Consider the following 16,229-nt stretch of genomic DNA (forward strand, 5'->3'; position numbering starts at 1 on the left):
CGCGGATTCTGGCGTGGGGAATGGAAATGCTTCATCGACTGGTTCCTTGCTCGCCGCCCTGCCCGCGTCACGCCGGCAGCTTGAAGTCGGCGACCGAACGGCGCAGGTCCGCCGCCAGCTGCGCGAGGTGGCCGATCGACTCTGCGGTCTGCCCGGCACCCTGCGAGGTCTGGCCGGTGATCTGCCGGATCACGCCCATGGTGCGGGTGATGTCCGAGGCCGCGGCCGACTGCTGCTGGGCGGCGATGGAGATGTTCTTGATGAGGGTATTGAGGGCGTTGGACACGCGCTCGATCTCGGTCAGCGCGGTACCGGCGTCCTCGGCCAGGCGCGCACCGGACACCACTTCGGCCGTGGTCTGCTCCATCGAGGTGACCGCTTCGTTGGTATCGGCCTGAATGGCCTGGACCAGGTTTTCGATGCGTCGGGTCGCACCCGAGGTACGTTCTGCCAGGCGCTGCACTTCGTCGGCCACGACCGCGAAACCGCGGCCCGCTTCACCCGCCGACGCCGCCTGCACCGCCGCGTTCAGCGCCAGGATGTTGGTCTGCTCGGAAATGTCATTGATCAGTTCCACGATCGAGCCGATTTCCTGCGACGACTCGCCCAGGCGCTTGATGCGCTTGGAGGTTTCCTGGATCTGGTCGCGGATCTGGTCCATGCCCTGGATGGTCTCGCGCACCACGCCGGCGCCTTCGGCGGCGATCACCACCGAGCGCTGTGCCACGTCGGCCGACTCGGCCGAGTTGCGCGACACCTGCTCGATGCTCGCTGCGATTTCACCGATGCGGTCCGAGGCGGAGGTGATCTGGTTGGCCTGGTGGCCCGCCGCCTCTGCCAGCTGCATCGCGGTGGCCTGGGTTTCCTGGGTGGACATCGCGACCTTGGCCGAGGTGTCGTTGATGGTGGTCACCAGGTGGCGCAGCTCGTCCACCGCATAGTTGATCGCGTCGGCGATCGCGCCGGTCATGTCCTCGGTCACCGAGGCCTTCACCGTCAGGTCACCCTCACCGAGCGAGGAGATTTCGTCCAGCAGCCGCATGATCGCCTGCTGGTTGCGGCTGTTGAATTCCACCTGGGTCTGGTAACGCAGTTCCTGCTCGCGCGAGCGGCTGCGCACGTTGGTGGAGACGAAGCCGATGATCGCGATCAGCGACAGCGCGCCGGACACCACGCCGATCCAGAAGTTCGGGAACAGGCGGGTGTCGGACACCGAGCCGAACGAGGAGAACGCATCGAACAGCTTGCGGCTGTCGTCCAGCATGTGTGCCGAGCCCTGGCCCAGCGCGGTGGCGGCGGACTGCGCCGCGAACAGCTGGCGCGAGCTGGCCAGGATCGCATCGGCGTCCTGCTTCATCGCTTCCCACTTCTGCTGCGACTGCTCCAGTGCGGCCACGGCGGCAGCACCGCGCACGGCGGTGATGCCCAGTTCCTCGTTGCCGTTGCGCAGGCCGTCGAGCACCTGCGAGAACACGGTGATGTCACGCGCCAGCGCATCCCCGGAGGTCGCCGCGGCGCTGCCACCGGCACGCATTTCGGTCACCCGACGGGCCATCGAACCGGCCACCACGACCTGCTGCAGTGCGCTGTACACCTGCGACGAGGGGGCGCCGGAGGCGGACATCGCGCGCACCAGCTCGTTCAGCTGGGCCTGCAGGCCCGGCACCGCGCCGGTGAAATTGTTGGCATTGCCGGCCAGCGCCAGCACCGCCGGCTCGCTGGCCACCAGCTGCCCGGCCTGCTTGCCCAGCGGCGCCCAGGTTTCGCCCAGGGTGGCGATGGCGCCGGACACGCCCGGCTCCTTGCCATAGCGGCCCTGCAGCGTCGACACGTTCTGTTCGATCGCGTTGCGGGTGGCCTTGAAGGCGGTGAAGGCCTGGGCGTTGCCGCCGACCGCGTCACGTCCCTGGTTGGCCAGCTGCTGCGACAGCACCTGCAGGTCGGCGGCCTTGGAGCCGGCGTCGGCAAGGCGGCTGCCCTGCCAGGTGGCGACGCCGGTGTTGACGCCGAACAGGATCATCGATGCCAGCAGCAGGAACAGCCAGAGGTTGCTGCCGCCCAGCCGCAGCTTGCCGGTCTTGGTGGCGTCCGAAGCAGTACTCATCGTTCAACCTCGATCTTCAATGCAGGGGGCGATGCCCGGCCTCAGGCCGCGGCTTGCCGGAATTCAGGGGTGCGCGACAGCAGCGAGAGCGAGAACACGCCCCAGTCATGGCCGTCGGCATGGAAGGCACGGTCAACGAAATGGCCGTAGCGGCCTTCGGCCAACGTGCCCGCGTCGATCTGCTGGTCCAGCTCGAAGCTGCGCTGGCCGAACAGTTCATCGATGGTCAGTGCGACGTCGCCGCCAGCCTGGCGCATGATCAGCACGCGCTGGCCTTCCTGCTGCACGGTGCGCGTGCCTTCCAGGAAGTACTTCAGGTCGACCACCGGAAACAGGTTGCCACGCAGGTTGCCCACGCCCAGCAGCCAGGGCTGCGCGCAGGGCACCGGGGTCACCGGCGGCATCGGCACGATTTCCACCACTTCGCGGAAATCGGACACCAGCCGGCGCTGGCCGACCCGGTAACCGACGCCACGCCACAGGTCCTGGGCGAACTGCCGCCCGGGCAGCTGCACTGCATGGGCCAGGCTGCGTCGTTCGTAGGCTTCAAGGATGTCGAAGGGCGAGCGCATCAGGCCACCAGTTCGTTGATCCGCGCGATCAGTTCATCCTCGCGCGGCGGCTTGACGATGTAATCGGCTGCGCCCTGGCGCAGGCCCCAGGCCTTGTCGGTTTCCATCGCCTTGGTGCTGACGATGATCACCGGGATGTGCTTGATCGCCGCATCGCGGGCCATCGCCCGGGTGGCCTGGAACCCGCTCATGCCGGGCAGGACCACGTCCATCAGCACCAGCTGCGGCGCCTGGTCGCGGACCAGCTGCAGGCCATCCTCGGCGTTGTCCGCTTCCAGCACCTCGTGGCCGGCACGGCGCAGCCACTGGGTGAACACCGCGCGGTCGGTCGGTGAATCCTCGATCAGGACGATACGAGCCATTGTGCCTTTCCCCCCTGGTCAGGCGTTGACGTATGTGCGGATGGCACCCAGCAGTTCTTCGCGCGTGAAAGGCTTGGTCAGGTATTGCTCCGAGCCGACGATGCGCCCCCGCGCCTTGTCGAACAGACCATCCTTGGACGACAGCATGATCACCGGGGTCGCCTTGAACAGCTGGTTGCCCTTGATCAGCGCACAGGTCTGGTAGCCATCCAGGCGCGGCATCATGATGTCGACGAAGATGATCTGCGGCTGCTGGTCTGCGATCTTGGCAAGCGCTTCGAAGCCGTCGGTGGCGGTGACCACCTCGCAGCCTTCGCGCTTGAGCAGCGTTTCCGCAGTCCTGCGGATGGTCTTCGAATCATCGATGACCATCACCCGGAGTCCTGCGAGTTCCCCGCCCGCAGTCGTGTTTTCAGTCATTGCCTATCCCCAAGCGCACGGCCCAATCTCTGGCGGGAGCCGCTGCGAAAGCGTATCTATATCGCACTTCCCGCGCCCGCTTCAAGGCCGGCCTGCCGCGCAGGGGGTAGCACCGGGCTGAACGTGACCGGGTTCGCAATGACTGCGCTGCCGGCAGGCGGACGCTGCGTTGCACTACGGCGGGGAGGCACACGGCCGGCGTTGCCGCTACCATCAACGCCTTGCCTGACAGGTGCGCCCATGCCGTTGAACGTCATCGTGGTGATGGACCCCATCGCCCACATCAAGATCGCCAAGGACACCACCTTCGCCATGTTGCTGGAAGCCCAGCGCCGTGGCCATGCCCTGCACTACGTGCGGCCCGGCGGGCTGGCCCTGGAAGGTGGCGTGGCGGTGGCCCAGACCGCACCGCTGCAGGTGCGCGACGACCCGGCCGGCTGGTATGAGCTGGGCGCGTTCAGCCGTACCGCGTTCGGTCGCGGCCAGATCGTGCTGATGCGCAAGGACCCGCCCGTCGACGCCGAGTACATCTACGACACGCAGGTGCTGGACGTGGCTGCCGCTGCCGGCGCCTGCGTGGTCAACAACCCGCAGGGCCTGCGCGACTACAACGAGAAGCTGGCCGCCCTGCTGTTCCCGCAGTGCTGCCCGCCGACCCTGGTCAGCCGCGATGCCAAGGCATTGAAGGCCTTCGCGCTGGAGCACGGCCAGGCCGTGCTGAAGCCGCTGGATGGGATGGGCGGCCGCTCGATCTTCCGCAGCGGCCAGGGCGATCCGAACCTGAACGTGATCCTGGAAACCCTGACCGACGGCGGCCGCAAGCTGGCGCTGGCCCAGAAGTTCATTCCCGACATCACGGCCGGCGACAAGCGCATCCTGCTGGTCGACGGCGAACCGGTCGACTACTGCCTGGCGCGCATTCCCCAGGGTGACGAGTTCCGCGGCAACCTGGCGGCTGGCGGCCGTGGCGAAGGGCGCCCGCTGAGCGAGCGTGACCGCTGGATCGCCGGCCAGGTTGGCCCGGAGATGAAGCGCCGTGGCATGCGCTTCGTCGGCCTGGACGTGATCGGCGATTACCTGACCGAGGTCAACGTGACCAGCCCGACCTGCGTGCGCGAGCTCGACGCGCAGTACGGCCTGAACATCGCCGGCACCCTGTTCGACGCGCTCGAGGCCAGCCTGCGCTGATGGCGGCCGCACCTGCCGTCCTGCCCCCGCCGGCGCGCGAAGCGCAACGGCTGGGCGCGACCATCGCGCTGTCGATCGTGGTCCACGCCCTGCTGATCCTGGGCGTGGGTTTTGCGGTGAAAGGCGACGCACCACTGGTGCCGACGCTGGAGGTGATCTTCAGCCAGACCCGCACCGCACTGACCCCGAAGCAGGCCGATTTCCTTGCCGCCGCCAGCCAGGAAGGTGGCGGCGAGCACGACCGTGCGCAGCGCCCGCGCGACAACCAGGCCGGCATCGTTCCGCAGGCCCAGGCGGGGCTGAGCCCGGTGCCGCAACAGCAGCAATCGGCCGCGCCGGCGCCCCCGCCGCAGGCGCGGGTGGTCAGCAGCCGCAACGGCGAAGAGGCAGTGGCCCAGGCGCAGGCGCGCCCGACACCGGAGCAGCCCGAACCGGATGCACCGCTGACGGCACGCGAGCAGCGTGATGCCGAGATGGCGCGGCTGGCGGCCGAGGTGCATCTGCGCTCGGCGCAGTACGCCAAGCGCCCGAACCGCAAGTTCGTGTCGGCCAGCACGCGCGAATATGCCTACGCCAATTACCTGCGCGCCTGGGTCGACCGCGCCGAGCGCGTCGGCAACCTGAATTACCCGGACGAGGCCCGGCAGCGCCGGCTCGGCGGCCAGGTGGTGATCAGCGTGGGCGTGCGCCGCGATGGCAGCGTGGAAAGCAGCCGGATCCTGCGTTCAAGCGGGACGCCGTTGCTGGATGAGGCGGCGCTGCGGGTGGTGCAGCTTGCGCAGCCATTCCCGCCGCTGCCGAAGACCGAGGACGAGATCGACATCCTGCAGGTCACCCGCACCTGGATGTTCCTGCCGGGTGGCACCCTGCACGACGACCGGTAGGGGTTTGTTGCCCGGGCCTGCGGCCCGGGACCCGCTGGAAGCAAAGTCAAAGTCAACATCAACAGCAGCGGTCGGGATATTGGGTTTGGCGGGGCGGTATGGGCTTGCAGGACACGCCGTAAACCCGTCCCTGGGGGCTCGATGGCGCCATCCATGGCGCCAACGGTCCTGCAAGCCCATACCGCCCCGCCTCTGACAGATCCCGACGCATCATTGCTGTTGGTAGGTGTCGACCTTGGTCGACACACATCCACGCTACGCGTGGATGCGAGCGAAGCGATCCGCTGTTGACTTTGATTTTCTTTTGATTTTCCGTGGCGGACGCACACGGAAACTGTCAGAGGTCGGGCGGGGTGGGTTCGCGGGGGTGTCCGCGGCATGGATGCCGCGGCCAAGCCCCCATGGGTGAGGGCGCTTTGCTTGCGAAGCACTGCTTCGCAAGCGCCCGAACGCCCAGCCGCCAGCGGCTGGGCCGGACCGCGGAGCGGGGTTTACGGCGTCCCCCGCGAACCCACCCCGCCCGGCCAAGCGCGGCTTTGGGTTTATGCGATCAACCAACCCCGCCACGAGGGGCTCAGCCGTTGGCCTTCGCCTTCGCCTCGCGCGCGGCCTGCTGCTCGACCAGGGTCAGTGCCACGTTGTCGCGCAGGTAGGCCGGCTCGACCTTCTCCGGTGCAATGGCTTCGCCGCGCGCGAACGCCGGCACCGCCAGTGCGAGCACGTCCGACGCACGCGGCAATGCCGTGGCGTCGAATCCGCGCAGGCCAGTACCGAGCTGCGCGACCAGCGCACCCTCGGCTGCGGCGAACCCGGTACCGACACCGTAGGCCGACAGCCCTTCCGGCAGCGCCACCGCTGCCGGCGCGCAGACGCGCTCGGCATCGCGCGCGACCGGCAGGCCGTCCACGCGCTCGAAGCGGGCGACGTAGAATTCGCCCATCCGCGCATCGATGGCCGACAGGATCTGCGTTTCTTCCGCCGGTGCGCGCAGCGCCAATACCTGCAGCGTCGAGACCGGCAGCAGCGGGCGGTCCAGTGCCAGTGCGATGCCCTGGGCAATGGCAATCGCCAGGCGCACGCCCGTGAACGCACCCGGACCGCGACTGAGGGCGATGCCATCAAGCTGGCGACGGCTGATGCCGGCGTCGGCCAGCAGCGCCTCGGCCCACGGCAGGCTCAACTCGGCGTGCCGGCGCGGGGCGAGCTCGAAGCGTTCCAGCACCTGCCCATCGACATGCAGGGCAACGGAACAGGCTTCGGTGGCGGTTTCAAAGGCAAGCAGTTTCATTGGATCAGGTCAGAACAAGGGGAACGTGGCACCGGGAGCAGGCTCCGGGCCCGCCGCAACGGCGGCCGGGGCAGCCGCATCATCGGCCACGGGCAGCCATTGTGGCCTAAAGAAGGCCTGCACATCGGCCAGGCTGCGGGTGCGCCGGAACGGCGGCAGCGACTCAAGAAAGACCCGGCCATAGCCACGGTTGAGCAGGCGCGGATCGCACAGGACCAGCACGCCCCGGTCGCTTTCGCTGCGGATCAGGCGGCCAACGCCCTGCTTCAGGGCGATCACCGCCTGCGGCAGCTGCTCGTCGCGGAACGGGTTGCCCCCCTGGCTGCGGATCGCCTCCAGCCGCGCCTCGTATACCGGGTCATCCGGTGCCGCGAACGGCAGCTTGTCGATCATCACCACGCTCAGCGCTTCGCCGACCACGTCCACGCCCTCGCGGAAACTGGCCGAGCCCAGCAGCACGCCATTGCCCGATTCGCGGAAACGCTGCAGCAGCGCCGCGCGTGGCGCCTCGCCCTGCACGAACAACGGCCACGGCCCGTCGCGCAGTGCCTCGGCGGCCTCGCGCAATGCACGGTGCGAGGCGAACAACAGGAACGCCCTGCCCTGCGAGGCCTGCAACACCGGCCGCAAGGTCTGGATCAGCGCGGTGCCAAACCCGCGCGCCGCCGGATCGGGCAGGCCTTCGGGCAGGTAGCACAACGCCTGCTCGGGCCAGTTGAACGGGCTCGGCTGGACCAGCGTGTGCGGATCGTCCAGGCCCAGGCGCGTGGCGATGTGGTCGAAGCCACCGCCCACGGTCAGCGTGGCCGAGGTGAAGATCCATGCCGCGCGGCTGCGCTCGCGATGCTCGCGCAGCGGGCCGGACACATCCATCGGCGTGCGCTGGCAGCGGAAACCACGCGGGGTGAGCTCATACCAGAGCACATCGGCGGCACGGGGGGTCTCCGCCGGATCGGTATCGAAATCGAGGGTGGGCTCATCATCGCCCAGCCAGCGCTGCAGCCGCGACACCGCCTCGCGTGCCCGCGCATGACAGGCATCCAGACCCGCCGCCGCCTCGCGCAGCGGTTGCAGTGCCTGCTCCAGCGTCACCAGGCCGGCCATCACCGTATCGAATCCATCGCGCACCTGTGGCATCGCCAGCGCACGCCACTGCGTACCCCGTGGCGGCAGCCCCTCCATCGCCGAGCGCAGCGCCAGCAACGCCTGCTGCAACTGGTCGACCGGTTCCTGCAGGGCCGACTGCGCGCCGCCTACGCCGCGCGCCTCGGCCAGGCAGTCGCGGCCGAGTTCCTGCCACGGGCGCATGCCGAAGCCTTCGCCGAAAAACTGCGCGGCCAACTCGGGCAGCTGATGCGCCTCGTCGATGACAAAGGCCTGCGCCCCCGGCAGCAACTCACCGAAGCCGTCCTGTTTCAGTGCCAGGTCGGCCAGCAGCAGGTGGTGGTTGACCACCACCACGTCGGCAGCCTGCGCACGTTGGCGCGCGCGCACCACGAAGCAGTCGTCCCAGAACGGGCAATCGGTACCCAGGCAGTTGTCGACCGTGGAAGTGACCATCGGCAGAAGCGGCGAGTCATCGGCCAAGCCTTCCAGTTCGGCGATGTCACCGAACTCCGAACGGCCGGACCAGGCCAGGATGCGCTGGAACTGCGCAGCCTGCTCCGGGCTGGAAAAACGCGGTTCGCCCCGCGCCTGCTGCAGGCGGTAGCGGCACAGGTAATTCGCGCGCCCCTTCAGCAGCGCGCTGCGCAGGCCAACGCCCAGTGCCTGGCGCACGCGCGGCAGATCGCGGTGGTAGAGCTGGTCCTGCAACGCGCGGGTACCGGTGGAGATGATGGTGCGCAGCCCGGACAGCAGCACCGGCACCAGATAGGCGAAGGTCTTGCCGGTGCCTGTACCGGCCTCGGCCAGCAGCAGGTCGCGCTGCTGCAGCGTTTCGGCGATGGCGTCGGTCAGGTGCAGCTGTGCCGGACGCGGGACAAAGGCATCCAGATGCGAGGCGAGCGCGCCGCCTTCGCTGAGGGCTTCGCGGCTGGCATGGACAAGGTCGGACATCAGAGGGAGAGGATACCCGGCCGGGCGCTGCCCGGCACCCGTTTCAAGCCAGGGCAACAGCAACGGCAACAGCAACAGCGTGGTTCATGGCTCTGGGTTGCTGCGTGTTTGGCGGGGCGGGAGGGGCAGGCAGGACACGCCGTAAACCCGTCCATGGGGGCTCGATGGCGCCATCCATGGCGCCAACGGTCCTGCCTGCCCCTCCCGCCCCGCCTTCGACAGTTTCCCAGTGACGGATGCACGCGCGGCGTCGCGTCGAGCTTGCTCGACTGCCCTTTCAGAAGCGGTGGGTGGAACGGAAACAAGAAGGGGTCGTATCCGTTTTCCTGCGGAAAACGGATACGACCCCACAACGAGTGCGCGCAGCGCGCGACCCGCTTTTGATTTTCTTTTTCTTTTCCGTGGCTGGACGCACACGGAAACTGTCAGAGGTTGGGCGGGGTGGGTTCGCGGGGGTGTCCGCGGCATGGATGCCGCGGCCAAGCCCCCAGGGACGGGTTCACGGCGTCCCCCGCGAACCCACCCCGCCCGGCCAAGCGCGGCTTTTGCTTCTGGCTTCAGCGACCAACCCACAGCCACGAGGGGCTGCGCCGTTGGCTGGAAATTCAGTACCGCTTGATCCCCGGCACCGTGCAGCCCTCAATCTGCGCATGCGCCGACACCGCATTCTCCTTCTCGCCCCGCGCCAGGCGCGACTGCTCGATCGTCGCCCAATGCCGGCGGCACAGCGGCCCGGTCTTCGAGCCCAGATCCACCGCCTTGCGCGCGAACGTCTCCGCCTGCGCCCACTGGCCCTGCAGCAGCGCCAGTTCGGCACGTTCCTGCAGCACTGCCGGGTCACCCGCCACGATCTCCAGCGCGTGGTCCAGGCTGCTGGCCGCGCCGGCCAGGTCGTTCGCCTGGCGTTGTGCCAGTGCGGTTACCCGCAGATCTTCCACCTGCGAATCACGCAGCGGCTGTACCGACAATTCCTTGTCGTCCGGACCCGCTGCAGCATCCACCGCAGCCAGGCGCTGCGCCGGCGTGGTGGTATCGACCGGCTTGACCACCGGTGGTGCGCTGCTCACGCAGGCGGCCAGGGCCAGGCTGAGGCCGGTCAGGGCCAGGGGCTGCATCAGGGATCGCATGTTCATCGGTATCATCGGCTCGGGGGAGGAGTGGCGGCGGCAGGTGCCGCGGCAGGTTCGGCAGGCGCTTCCGGCTTGCGGTCCAGGCCCAACCAGCTGCGCCAGCCACCGCCCTCGCCGTCGGCCTCGCCCTGCCCCTCCGGCGACGCGGCCGGCGCGCACGGCGCATAAGCAGGCGCATAGCCCACCACGAACGGGAAACGACGCGCGCCGGGGCAGCCTTCATCGGTGCTGTTGAGGCCGGTGGGGGCCACCGACTGCCAGTCCAGGCCCTTGTTGCTGACCCGCAGCGGCGCGCTCGGCAGGCGCTGGAAGATGCCCGACCAGACCCGCATCGCGCCGGTGGCGCCATACAGGCCGGCCTGCGCGTTCTGGTCGTTGCCGATCCAGATCACTGCCAGGTGATCACCGGTGTAGCCGGCATACCAGCTGTCACGGCCATCGTTGGTGGTGCCGGTCTTGCCGGCGGGCTGCAGGCGGCCGAGGCCATCGGCATTGAGCCGCTGCGCGGTACCGCTGGCGACCACCTGCTGCAGGCCGACACTGATCAGGTTGGCGGCAATCGAGTCGCCTTCCTGCGCCGGTGCCGGGGTCTTGTCGTATCGCTTGAGCAGCTTGCCCTGCGGATCGAGCACGCCACGCACCGCGTGCAGCGGCTGGATCTCGCCGCCGGACGCCAGGAACTGGTACAGCTGCGCCATCGCGTACGGGCTCTGGTCGGTCGAGCCGAGGATCACCGCCGGGTTGGCGTCAGCCTTGATGCCGGCCAGGACATGGATCAGCTGGGTCACGCGCTCCGGGCCAACCTGCATGCCCACGCGCACCGTGGCCTGGTTGTAGGAATGCGCCAGTGCGTCGATCAGGCGCACCGTGCCGTGGCTGCGGTTGTCCGCGTTGCCGGGACTCCAGTTGCGGCCGCGGCCGAGCTGCACCGTCACCGGCGAATCATCCACCCAGCTGGCCAGCGAGTAACGGTCCGGCTGCGCCAGGGCCAGCAGGTAGACGAACGGCTTGAGCAGCGAACCGACCGGACGCTGCGCCTCGATCGCGCGGTTGAAGCCGACCTCGGACACCTCGCGGCTGCCGATCACCGCCAGCACGTCGCCGTTGTGCACGTCGGTCAGCACCATGCCGGCCTGCAGCTCGGGGCGGCGCTTGCTTTCCAGCGACTTGATGGTGCGGGTCACCGCGCCTTCGGCATAGGCCTGCGCGGACGGCGACATGCCGGTCATCACGCTCAGGCCCGCGCCCTGCAGCGCCGATTCCGGATAGTCATGGCCGAGCTGGCGGCGGACCAGGTCAACGTAGGCCGGGAAGCGGTTGGCTGCCACCAGGCCGGGCGTCTTGGGCACGCCCAGCGGTGCCTTCAGCGCGCGCTGGTACTCGGCATCGTCGATCAGCGTGGCCTCGTGCAGCTTGCCCAGCACGAAGTTGCGGCGATCCAGCGCGCGCTCCGGGTTGCGCCGCGGGTCGTAGAAGGACGGCCCCTTGACCAGGCCGATCAGCAGTGCGATCTGCTCGGTCTCCAGCGACTGCAGGTCACGGCCGAACCAGAACTCGGCGCCGGAGGACATGCCATGGATCGCCTGGCTGCCGCGCTGGCCCAGGTACACCTGGTTGAGATAGGCCTCGAAGATGGTGCGCTTGTCATAACGCGCTTCCATGATCAGTGCGTACAGCACCTCATTGAACTTGCGGGTGACCGTCTGCTCCTTGCCGATGCCGAGCAGGCCGCTGCGGGCCAGCTGCTGGGTCAGCGTCGAAGCGCCCTGGCGGCTCTGGCCACCGGAACGGATCGTCACCCACACCGCGCGCGCGATGCCGGACAGGTCGATGCCGTGGTGGCGGTTGAAGTCCTTGTCCTCCACCGCCTGCAGGCCAGTCACCAGCAGGTCCGGCGCCTCGTCCATGCGGATCAGGCGGCGCTCTTCCTGCTTCTGGCCGTACAGGGTGGCGATGCGCGCCGGATCCAGCCGCGCGGCCTTCAGCGCCTTGCGGTTGTCGGCGTCGCGCAGCGAGGCCACGCCGCCATCGGCCAGCGACAGCTCCACCCGGCGCGGGGCCACCCGGCCGTCAACGTCGTTGAAGCCGCGGCTGGAGATGACGAAGCGCCCGCCGTTCACCGCATAGGTGGCCGGCTCCTTGCCCTGCCCGTCATCGCGGTAGGCAGAGGCGGCCAGCTCGGTCTTCAGCGTAGACGCATCCATCGCCTTGCCGGGGGTGAGCACCAGCGGGCGCGCGTACACGCGCGTCGGGATCTGCCAGCGCAGTTCACCGAAACGCTGGGTCACCTGTTGGTTCAGGTACAGCGTATAGGGAATGAGGAAACCCAATCCCAACGCGACCGCAGCCATGCTCCAGGTGATCAGCCGGCGCCGCCACAGCGGACCGTTGTCCTGCTGGTCGTCGTCGGAATCGTCGATGTCGTCGGAATCGTAGCGTCGGGGCACGGGAATGCGAGAATGTAGGGTCTGGCGAGTCTACCCCAGCCGCTGCGGCTGGCGAATTCTCCCGGGTTCCCCTGCTTAAGCTGGAGTTGCAACCGGATGGCGATGTCCCTGGCCGAGATCCGATACCTGATCAACCGCCTGTCGGGCCTGGCCCGCCGGAGCCTGGCAAGCCTGCGCACCCGTGGCTGGCGTGCCACCTGGCAACGCATCCGCGTGCATGCCCAGCGCGCCGTCCCCGCCCCGCGCACGCCACTGTTCCTGCCGCCAGCGCAGGATTTCGCCCCCTTCACGGTGCCGTTCAGCGAGTCGCCGGAGGTGAGCATCGTCATCCCGGTCTACAACCACGTCGCCCACACCGTGGCCTGCCTGCGCGCCCTGGCGGCGCACCCGCCGGCCGCCGCGTGCGAGATCCTGGTAGTGGATGACGGCAGCAGCGATGCCACCGTGCAGTGGATGCCGCAGGTGGCCGGGCTGCGCTATGAAGTGCGCGCGCACAACGGCGGCTTCATTGAAGCCTGCAATGACGGTGTATCGCGCGCACGCGGCCGCTACGTGGTACTGCTGAACAACGATACGGTGCCGCAGCCGGGCTGGCTCGACGCCCTGCTGGACACCTTCGGCAGCGTGCCCGACGCCGGCCTGGTCGGCAGCCAGCTGCTGTACCCGGATGGCCGCCTGCAGGAGTCGGGCGGGGTGATCTTCGCCGATGGCAGTGGCTGGAGCTACGGCCGCTTCGAGGCCGCCGATGATCCGCGCTTTGCCAGCCTGCGCGACGTCGACTACTGCTCGGGCGCGGCGCTGATGCTGCCACGCGCCCTCTGGCAGCAGCTGGACGGCTTCGACACCCGCTACAAGCCGGCCTACTACGAGGACACCGACCTGGCCTTCCGCGTGCGTGCACACGGCCTGCGCGTGCTGGTGCAGCCGGCCAGCCGGGTGATCCACGACGAAGGCACCAGCAACGGTACCGACACCGGCAGCGGGGTGAAGGCCTACCAGGTACGCAACCAGGCCATCTTCGCCGCCCGCTGGGCCACCGAACTGGGCCGTCATCCGGCGGTCGGCGAAGTGCCGTCTCCGACGCTGCTGCTGCGCGGCCGGCGCCAGGTGCTGATCCTGGACGAGGAAGTACCGCAGCCGGATCGCGATTCCGGGTCACTGCGCCAGGTCAATCTGATCCGCCTGCTGCTGCAGGGCGGCGCCCACGTTGTGTTCGTACCGACCCGGCGCGAGCACGCCGGTGCGGCCACCGAAGCGCTGCAACGGATGGGCGTGGAAGTCTGGTACGCGCCCTTCCTGGACGGCGTAGCCGGCTGGCTGCGCAGCCACGGATCGCGTTTCGACGTGGCAATGCTGGTGCGTCACCACGTCGCCCACGAATGCCTGCCGCTGCTCAAGCGCTATGCACCGCAGGCACGGACCGTGTTCGACACCGTTGACCTGCACTACCTGCGCGAACGCCGCGGTGCCGAAGTCGCCGGCGACGCAACCCTGCTGCGTGCAGCGGAACGTACCCGCAGCAGCGAACTGGCCGTGATGGAGCAGTGCGACATCACCGTGCTGGTCAGTGCGGCCGAACGGGAGCAGCTGCAGTCCGATGCGCCGCAGGTGCGGGTGGAGCTGATCTCCAACCTGCATGAGGTCGCCGGTGCCGGCGCCGTATTCGAGCAGCGGCGCGACCTGGTGTTTGTCGGTGGCTTCCGTCATCCGCCGAACCTGGACGGCATGGAATGGTTCATCGGCGAGGTCTTTGCCCGCATCCGCGCCCGGTTGCCGGAAGTGCGCCTGCACTGCATCGGCGCCGCGGCGCCGGAGTCGCTGCTGGCACTGGCCGCACGCCAGCCCGGTGTGCAGATGCACGGGTTCGTCGAAGACATCACGCCCTACATGGACGGCGCGCGCATCGCCATTGCGCCGCTGCGGTTCGGCGCCGGCGTGAAGGGCAAGATCAACCTGAGCATGGCCCACGGCCAGCCGGTGGTCGGTACCACCTGCGCCGTGGAAGGCATGCACCTGCATCCCGGCCAGGACGTGCTGGTGGCCGATGACGCTGTCGGATTCGCCGATGCGGTGATCCGCCTGTACCAGGATCCACAGCTGTGGCAGCAGTTGTCCGATGCCGGCCTGGCCAACGTCGCCCAGCATTTCTCACTTGATGCCGCCCGCGCGACCGTGCAGCGGGTGTTCTTCGCCTAGTCCGCCCGTCCACCGGCGCGACGCAGGCGGTCTTCGAACGCCGGCAGTTCGGCCAGGTCCGGTTGCAGCAACCGCGCCTGTTCGGCAGCGTGCGCGGCAAAGGCCAGGTCGCCATTGCCGAGCCGTTCGCTGCCGATCGCCAGCCAGCGCTGGGCCAACCGCAGCCGCGCCGAGGGCAGGCCCGCTGCGGTCGGTGACAGCGTCTGCCAGGCCTGCAGGCAGGCACCCGCCGCCTGTACCCGGTTCTGCCGCAGATTGTCGTCGAAGCAGCGGCGACTGGCGGGCAGCAGGCGTGCTGCGGCAGCCTTCACCCGCGTGTCGCGGGGGGCCAGTGACTGGGCTTCGCGCAGTGCGTCGAACGCGCTGTGCCCCGGTGGGCTGATCCACTGCCCTGCACGTTCGGCACGCTCGATCTTGCGCAGGTGGTCGCGCAGCTGGCGTTCGCGCTGCGCCGTACTGATCGCGGGCTGCTGCAGGGCCTGTTGCGCCTGGCGCGCACGCTGCAGGCGCTGTGCCAGTTGCTGCCGGATTGCCTGCGAAGCGCCCAGCTCCGCCGCCAGGGCTGCATCGCGTTGCGCCGCATCGAACCGGAAGTCGTCGGCGGATGTCTGGCTGCGCACGACCACCGCCTGCAGCGCCTGCTCACGCCCCCGCTGGGCATTGGGATCGTCGGCCGCCACCGCAAGCACTGCCAGGAAACCCTGGGCTGCGGCGTCCAGCTGCTGTCGTTGCAGTGCCCGCTGCGCCTGCCGCAGGCGCTGGTCCACCGCGCGCGCCAGGGCTTCCTCGCTGGCCGGCAGATCGGCATGACCGGCATCGAACTGGCGGGCACGACGCAGGATCGCGGCCGCCTCGGCCAGCTCTCCGCGCCCTGCCAGCGTGCGCGCCTGCAGCAGCAGGTCGCTCAGCGCATCTTCGCGACCTTCCAGCGCCGGCAGGTTGTCCGGCTGCAGGGCAAGGATGCGCTGGAACAAGGGCAACGCACTGCTGTCGCCATCATCCAGGCGTCCGGCCGCGAACGCGTTGCGCGCCTGGGCCAACAACGCACCAATACCGGCTCCGGCACTGCGTCGCGCCTGCAGCTGGCGGGCGACCGCATCGGCTTCGCCCTGCGGCACCTGCAGCTCACGGGCCAGTGCCAGTGCCTGCGCGCTGCCGTCCAGGTCACCGGCGTGCAGGCGATCGCGCGCCTGTTGCAGCGCTGCCGCGCCGGTATTGGCCAGGCCCTGGCGCGCCTGCGGGCGATCACCGTCCAGCGCCAGCACCGCCTGGTAGCGCTCGCGCGCACCACTGCCATCGGCATCGCTCAAACGACCGGCGGCCAGCGCACGATCCCCCTCGGCCAGCAGCTGTTCGATCTGCGGCTCATCCCAGAACCAGTCGGCCAGCGGCTTGCGCAGCAGGACCAGCAGCACGAACACGGCCAGCGCCGCAAGCAGCGCCCAGCGCCAGACCCGGCGCGCATGGCGTGCCTGCAGCCACCACCAGCGACCCTCGCGACGGACGCGGTCCAGCGCAGGATGTTCAGCGCCATGCGGGCGATGCGGGGGCTCGCGTTCCATGCGTGCAGGGTAGCCGGG

At 69.0% G+C, this 16,229-nt stretch carries 12 protein-coding genes; 3 read left to right on the forward strand and 9 right to left on the reverse strand.

Going from position 1 to position 16,229, the window contains the following annotated elements; genetic code table 11:
* Window positions 1-67 precede the first annotated feature (67 nt).
* From AC5P7I_RS01035 to pilG, 4 genes are read right to left on the reverse strand one after another with little or no spacing between them, the layout of a single operon-like run.
* Entirely contained in the window at window positions 68-2,104 is a 2,037-nt protein-coding gene (locus AC5P7I_RS01035; protein ID WP_014038185.1) for a methyl-accepting chemotaxis protein, read from the reverse strand.
* Window positions 2,105-2,145: 41 nt separating this feature from the next.
* Complete coding sequence (locus AC5P7I_RS01040; RefSeq protein ID WP_014648092.1) at window positions 2,146-2,676, reverse strand: chemotaxis protein CheW; 531 nt, start codon at window positions 2,674-2,676, stop codon at window positions 2,146-2,148.
* The gene (locus AC5P7I_RS01045; RefSeq protein WP_014648093.1) at window positions 2,676-3,038 is read right to left on the reverse strand and encodes a response regulator transcription factor; all 363 of its coding nucleotides are present in this window, start codon (window positions 3,036-3,038) and stop codon (window positions 2,676-2,678) included. Before AC5P7I_RS01045 ends, AC5P7I_RS01040 begins: the two co-directional genes overlap by 1 nt.
* Before the next feature lie 18 nt (window positions 3,039-3,056).
* Complete coding sequence (pilG, locus tag AC5P7I_RS01050; protein ID WP_005418455.1) at window positions 3,057-3,458, reverse strand: twitching motility response regulator PilG; 402 nt, start codon at window positions 3,456-3,458, stop codon at window positions 3,057-3,059.
* A 240-nt stretch (window positions 3,459-3,698) separates the two neighbouring features.
* Between pilG and gshB the strand changes: the two genes are divergently transcribed.
* Both gshB and AC5P7I_RS01060 read left to right on the forward strand, forming a co-directional pair.
* The gene (gene gshB / locus AC5P7I_RS01055) at window positions 3,699-4,646 is read left to right on the forward strand and encodes a glutathione synthase (RefSeq protein WP_262088060.1); all 948 of its coding nucleotides are present in this window, start codon (window positions 3,699-3,701) and stop codon (window positions 4,644-4,646) included.
* The gene (locus AC5P7I_RS01060; protein ID WP_262088061.1) at window positions 4,646-5,530 is read left to right on the forward strand and encodes an energy transducer TonB; all 885 of its coding nucleotides are present in this window, start codon (window positions 4,646-4,648) and stop codon (window positions 5,528-5,530) included. Before gshB ends, AC5P7I_RS01060 begins: the two co-directional genes overlap by 1 nt.
* 574 nt (window positions 5,531-6,104) lie before the next feature.
* Here the strand turns inward: AC5P7I_RS01060 and tsaB are convergent.
* From tsaB to mrcB, 4 genes are all read right to left on the reverse strand, one after another.
* Window positions 6,105-6,818 carry a tRNA (adenosine(37)-N6)-threonylcarbamoyltransferase complex dimerization subunit type 1 TsaB gene (gene tsaB, locus AC5P7I_RS01065; RefSeq protein ID WP_262088062.1) on the reverse strand — a complete coding sequence of 238 codons (714 nt, stop codon included), beginning with the start codon at window positions 6,816-6,818 and terminating at the stop codon, window positions 6,105-6,107.
* Window positions 6,819-6,827: 9 nt separating this feature from the next.
* Window positions 6,828-8,876 carry a DNA repair helicase YoaA gene (yoaA, locus tag AC5P7I_RS01070; RefSeq protein WP_262088063.1) on the reverse strand — a complete coding sequence of 683 codons (2,049 nt, stop codon included), beginning with the start codon at window positions 8,874-8,876 and terminating at the stop codon, window positions 6,828-6,830.
* 605 nt (window positions 8,877-9,481) lie between these two features.
* Complete coding sequence (locus AC5P7I_RS01075; protein ID WP_262088064.1) at window positions 9,482-10,018, reverse strand: hypothetical protein; 537 nt, start codon at window positions 10,016-10,018, stop codon at window positions 9,482-9,484.
* Entirely contained in the window at window positions 10,015-12,453 is a 2,439-nt protein-coding gene (mrcB, locus tag AC5P7I_RS01080) for a penicillin-binding protein 1B (protein WP_495222136.1), read from the reverse strand. The genes AC5P7I_RS01075 and mrcB overlap by 4 nt, the downstream gene beginning before the upstream one ends.
* A gap of 96 nt (window positions 12,454-12,549) precedes the next feature.
* On the opposite strand from mrcB, the gene AC5P7I_RS01085 reads away from it, so the two are divergent.
* Window positions 12,550-14,649, forward strand: a complete 2,100-nt coding sequence (locus AC5P7I_RS01085) for a glycosyltransferase (protein WP_262088065.1) — start codon at window positions 12,550-12,552, stop codon at window positions 14,647-14,649.
* Here the strand turns inward: AC5P7I_RS01085 and AC5P7I_RS01090 are convergent.
* Window positions 14,646-16,211: a hypothetical protein gene (locus AC5P7I_RS01090; RefSeq protein WP_241887042.1), complete on the reverse strand. Its 1,566-nt coding sequence runs from the start codon at window positions 16,209-16,211 to the stop codon at window positions 14,646-14,648. The two genes, AC5P7I_RS01085 and AC5P7I_RS01090, sit on opposite strands and share 4 nt — an antisense overlap.
* Window positions 16,212-16,229: the final 18 nt, after the last annotated feature.

The organism is Stenotrophomonas sp. YJH_SMC_138, assembly GCF_059369855.1.

Bases quoted from the DNA above. Each gene is read 5' to 3' on its own strand.
- AC5P7I_RS01035 (WP_014038185.1), bottom strand. From the start codon at position 2,104: ATGAGTACTGCTTCGGACGCCACCAAGACCGGCAAGCTGCGGCTGGGC.
- AC5P7I_RS01040 (WP_014648092.1), bottom strand. From the start codon at position 2,676: ATGCGCTCGCCCTTCGACATCCTTGAAGCCTACGAACGACGCAGCCTG.
- AC5P7I_RS01045 (WP_014648093.1), bottom strand. From the start codon at position 3,038: ATGGCTCGTATCGTCCTGATCGAGGATTCACCGACCGACCGCGCGGTG.
- pilG (WP_005418455.1), bottom strand. From the start codon at position 3,458: ATGACTGAAAACACGACTGCGGGCGGGGAACTCGCAGGACTCCGGGTG.
- gshB (WP_262088060.1), top strand. From the start codon at position 3,699: ATGCCGTTGAACGTCATCGTGGTGATGGACCCCATCGCCCACATCAAG.
- AC5P7I_RS01060 (WP_262088061.1), top strand. From the start codon at position 4,646: ATGGCGGCCGCACCTGCCGTCCTGCCCCCGCCGGCGCGCGAAGCGCAA.
- tsaB (WP_262088062.1), bottom strand. From the start codon at position 6,818: ATGAAACTGCTTGCCTTTGAAACCGCCACCGAAGCCTGTTCCGTTGCC.
- yoaA (WP_262088063.1), bottom strand. From the start codon at position 8,876: ATGTCCGACCTTGTCCATGCCAGCCGCGAAGCCCTCAGCGAAGGCGGC.
- AC5P7I_RS01075 (WP_262088064.1), bottom strand. From the start codon at position 10,018: ATGATACCGATGAACATGCGATCCCTGATGCAGCCCCTGGCCCTGACC.
- AC5P7I_RS01085 (WP_262088065.1), top strand. From the start codon at position 12,550: ATGGCGATGTCCCTGGCCGAGATCCGATACCTGATCAACCGCCTGTCG.
- AC5P7I_RS01090 (WP_241887042.1), bottom strand. From the start codon at position 16,211: ATGGAACGCGAGCCCCCGCATCGCCCGCATGGCGCTGAACATCCTGCG.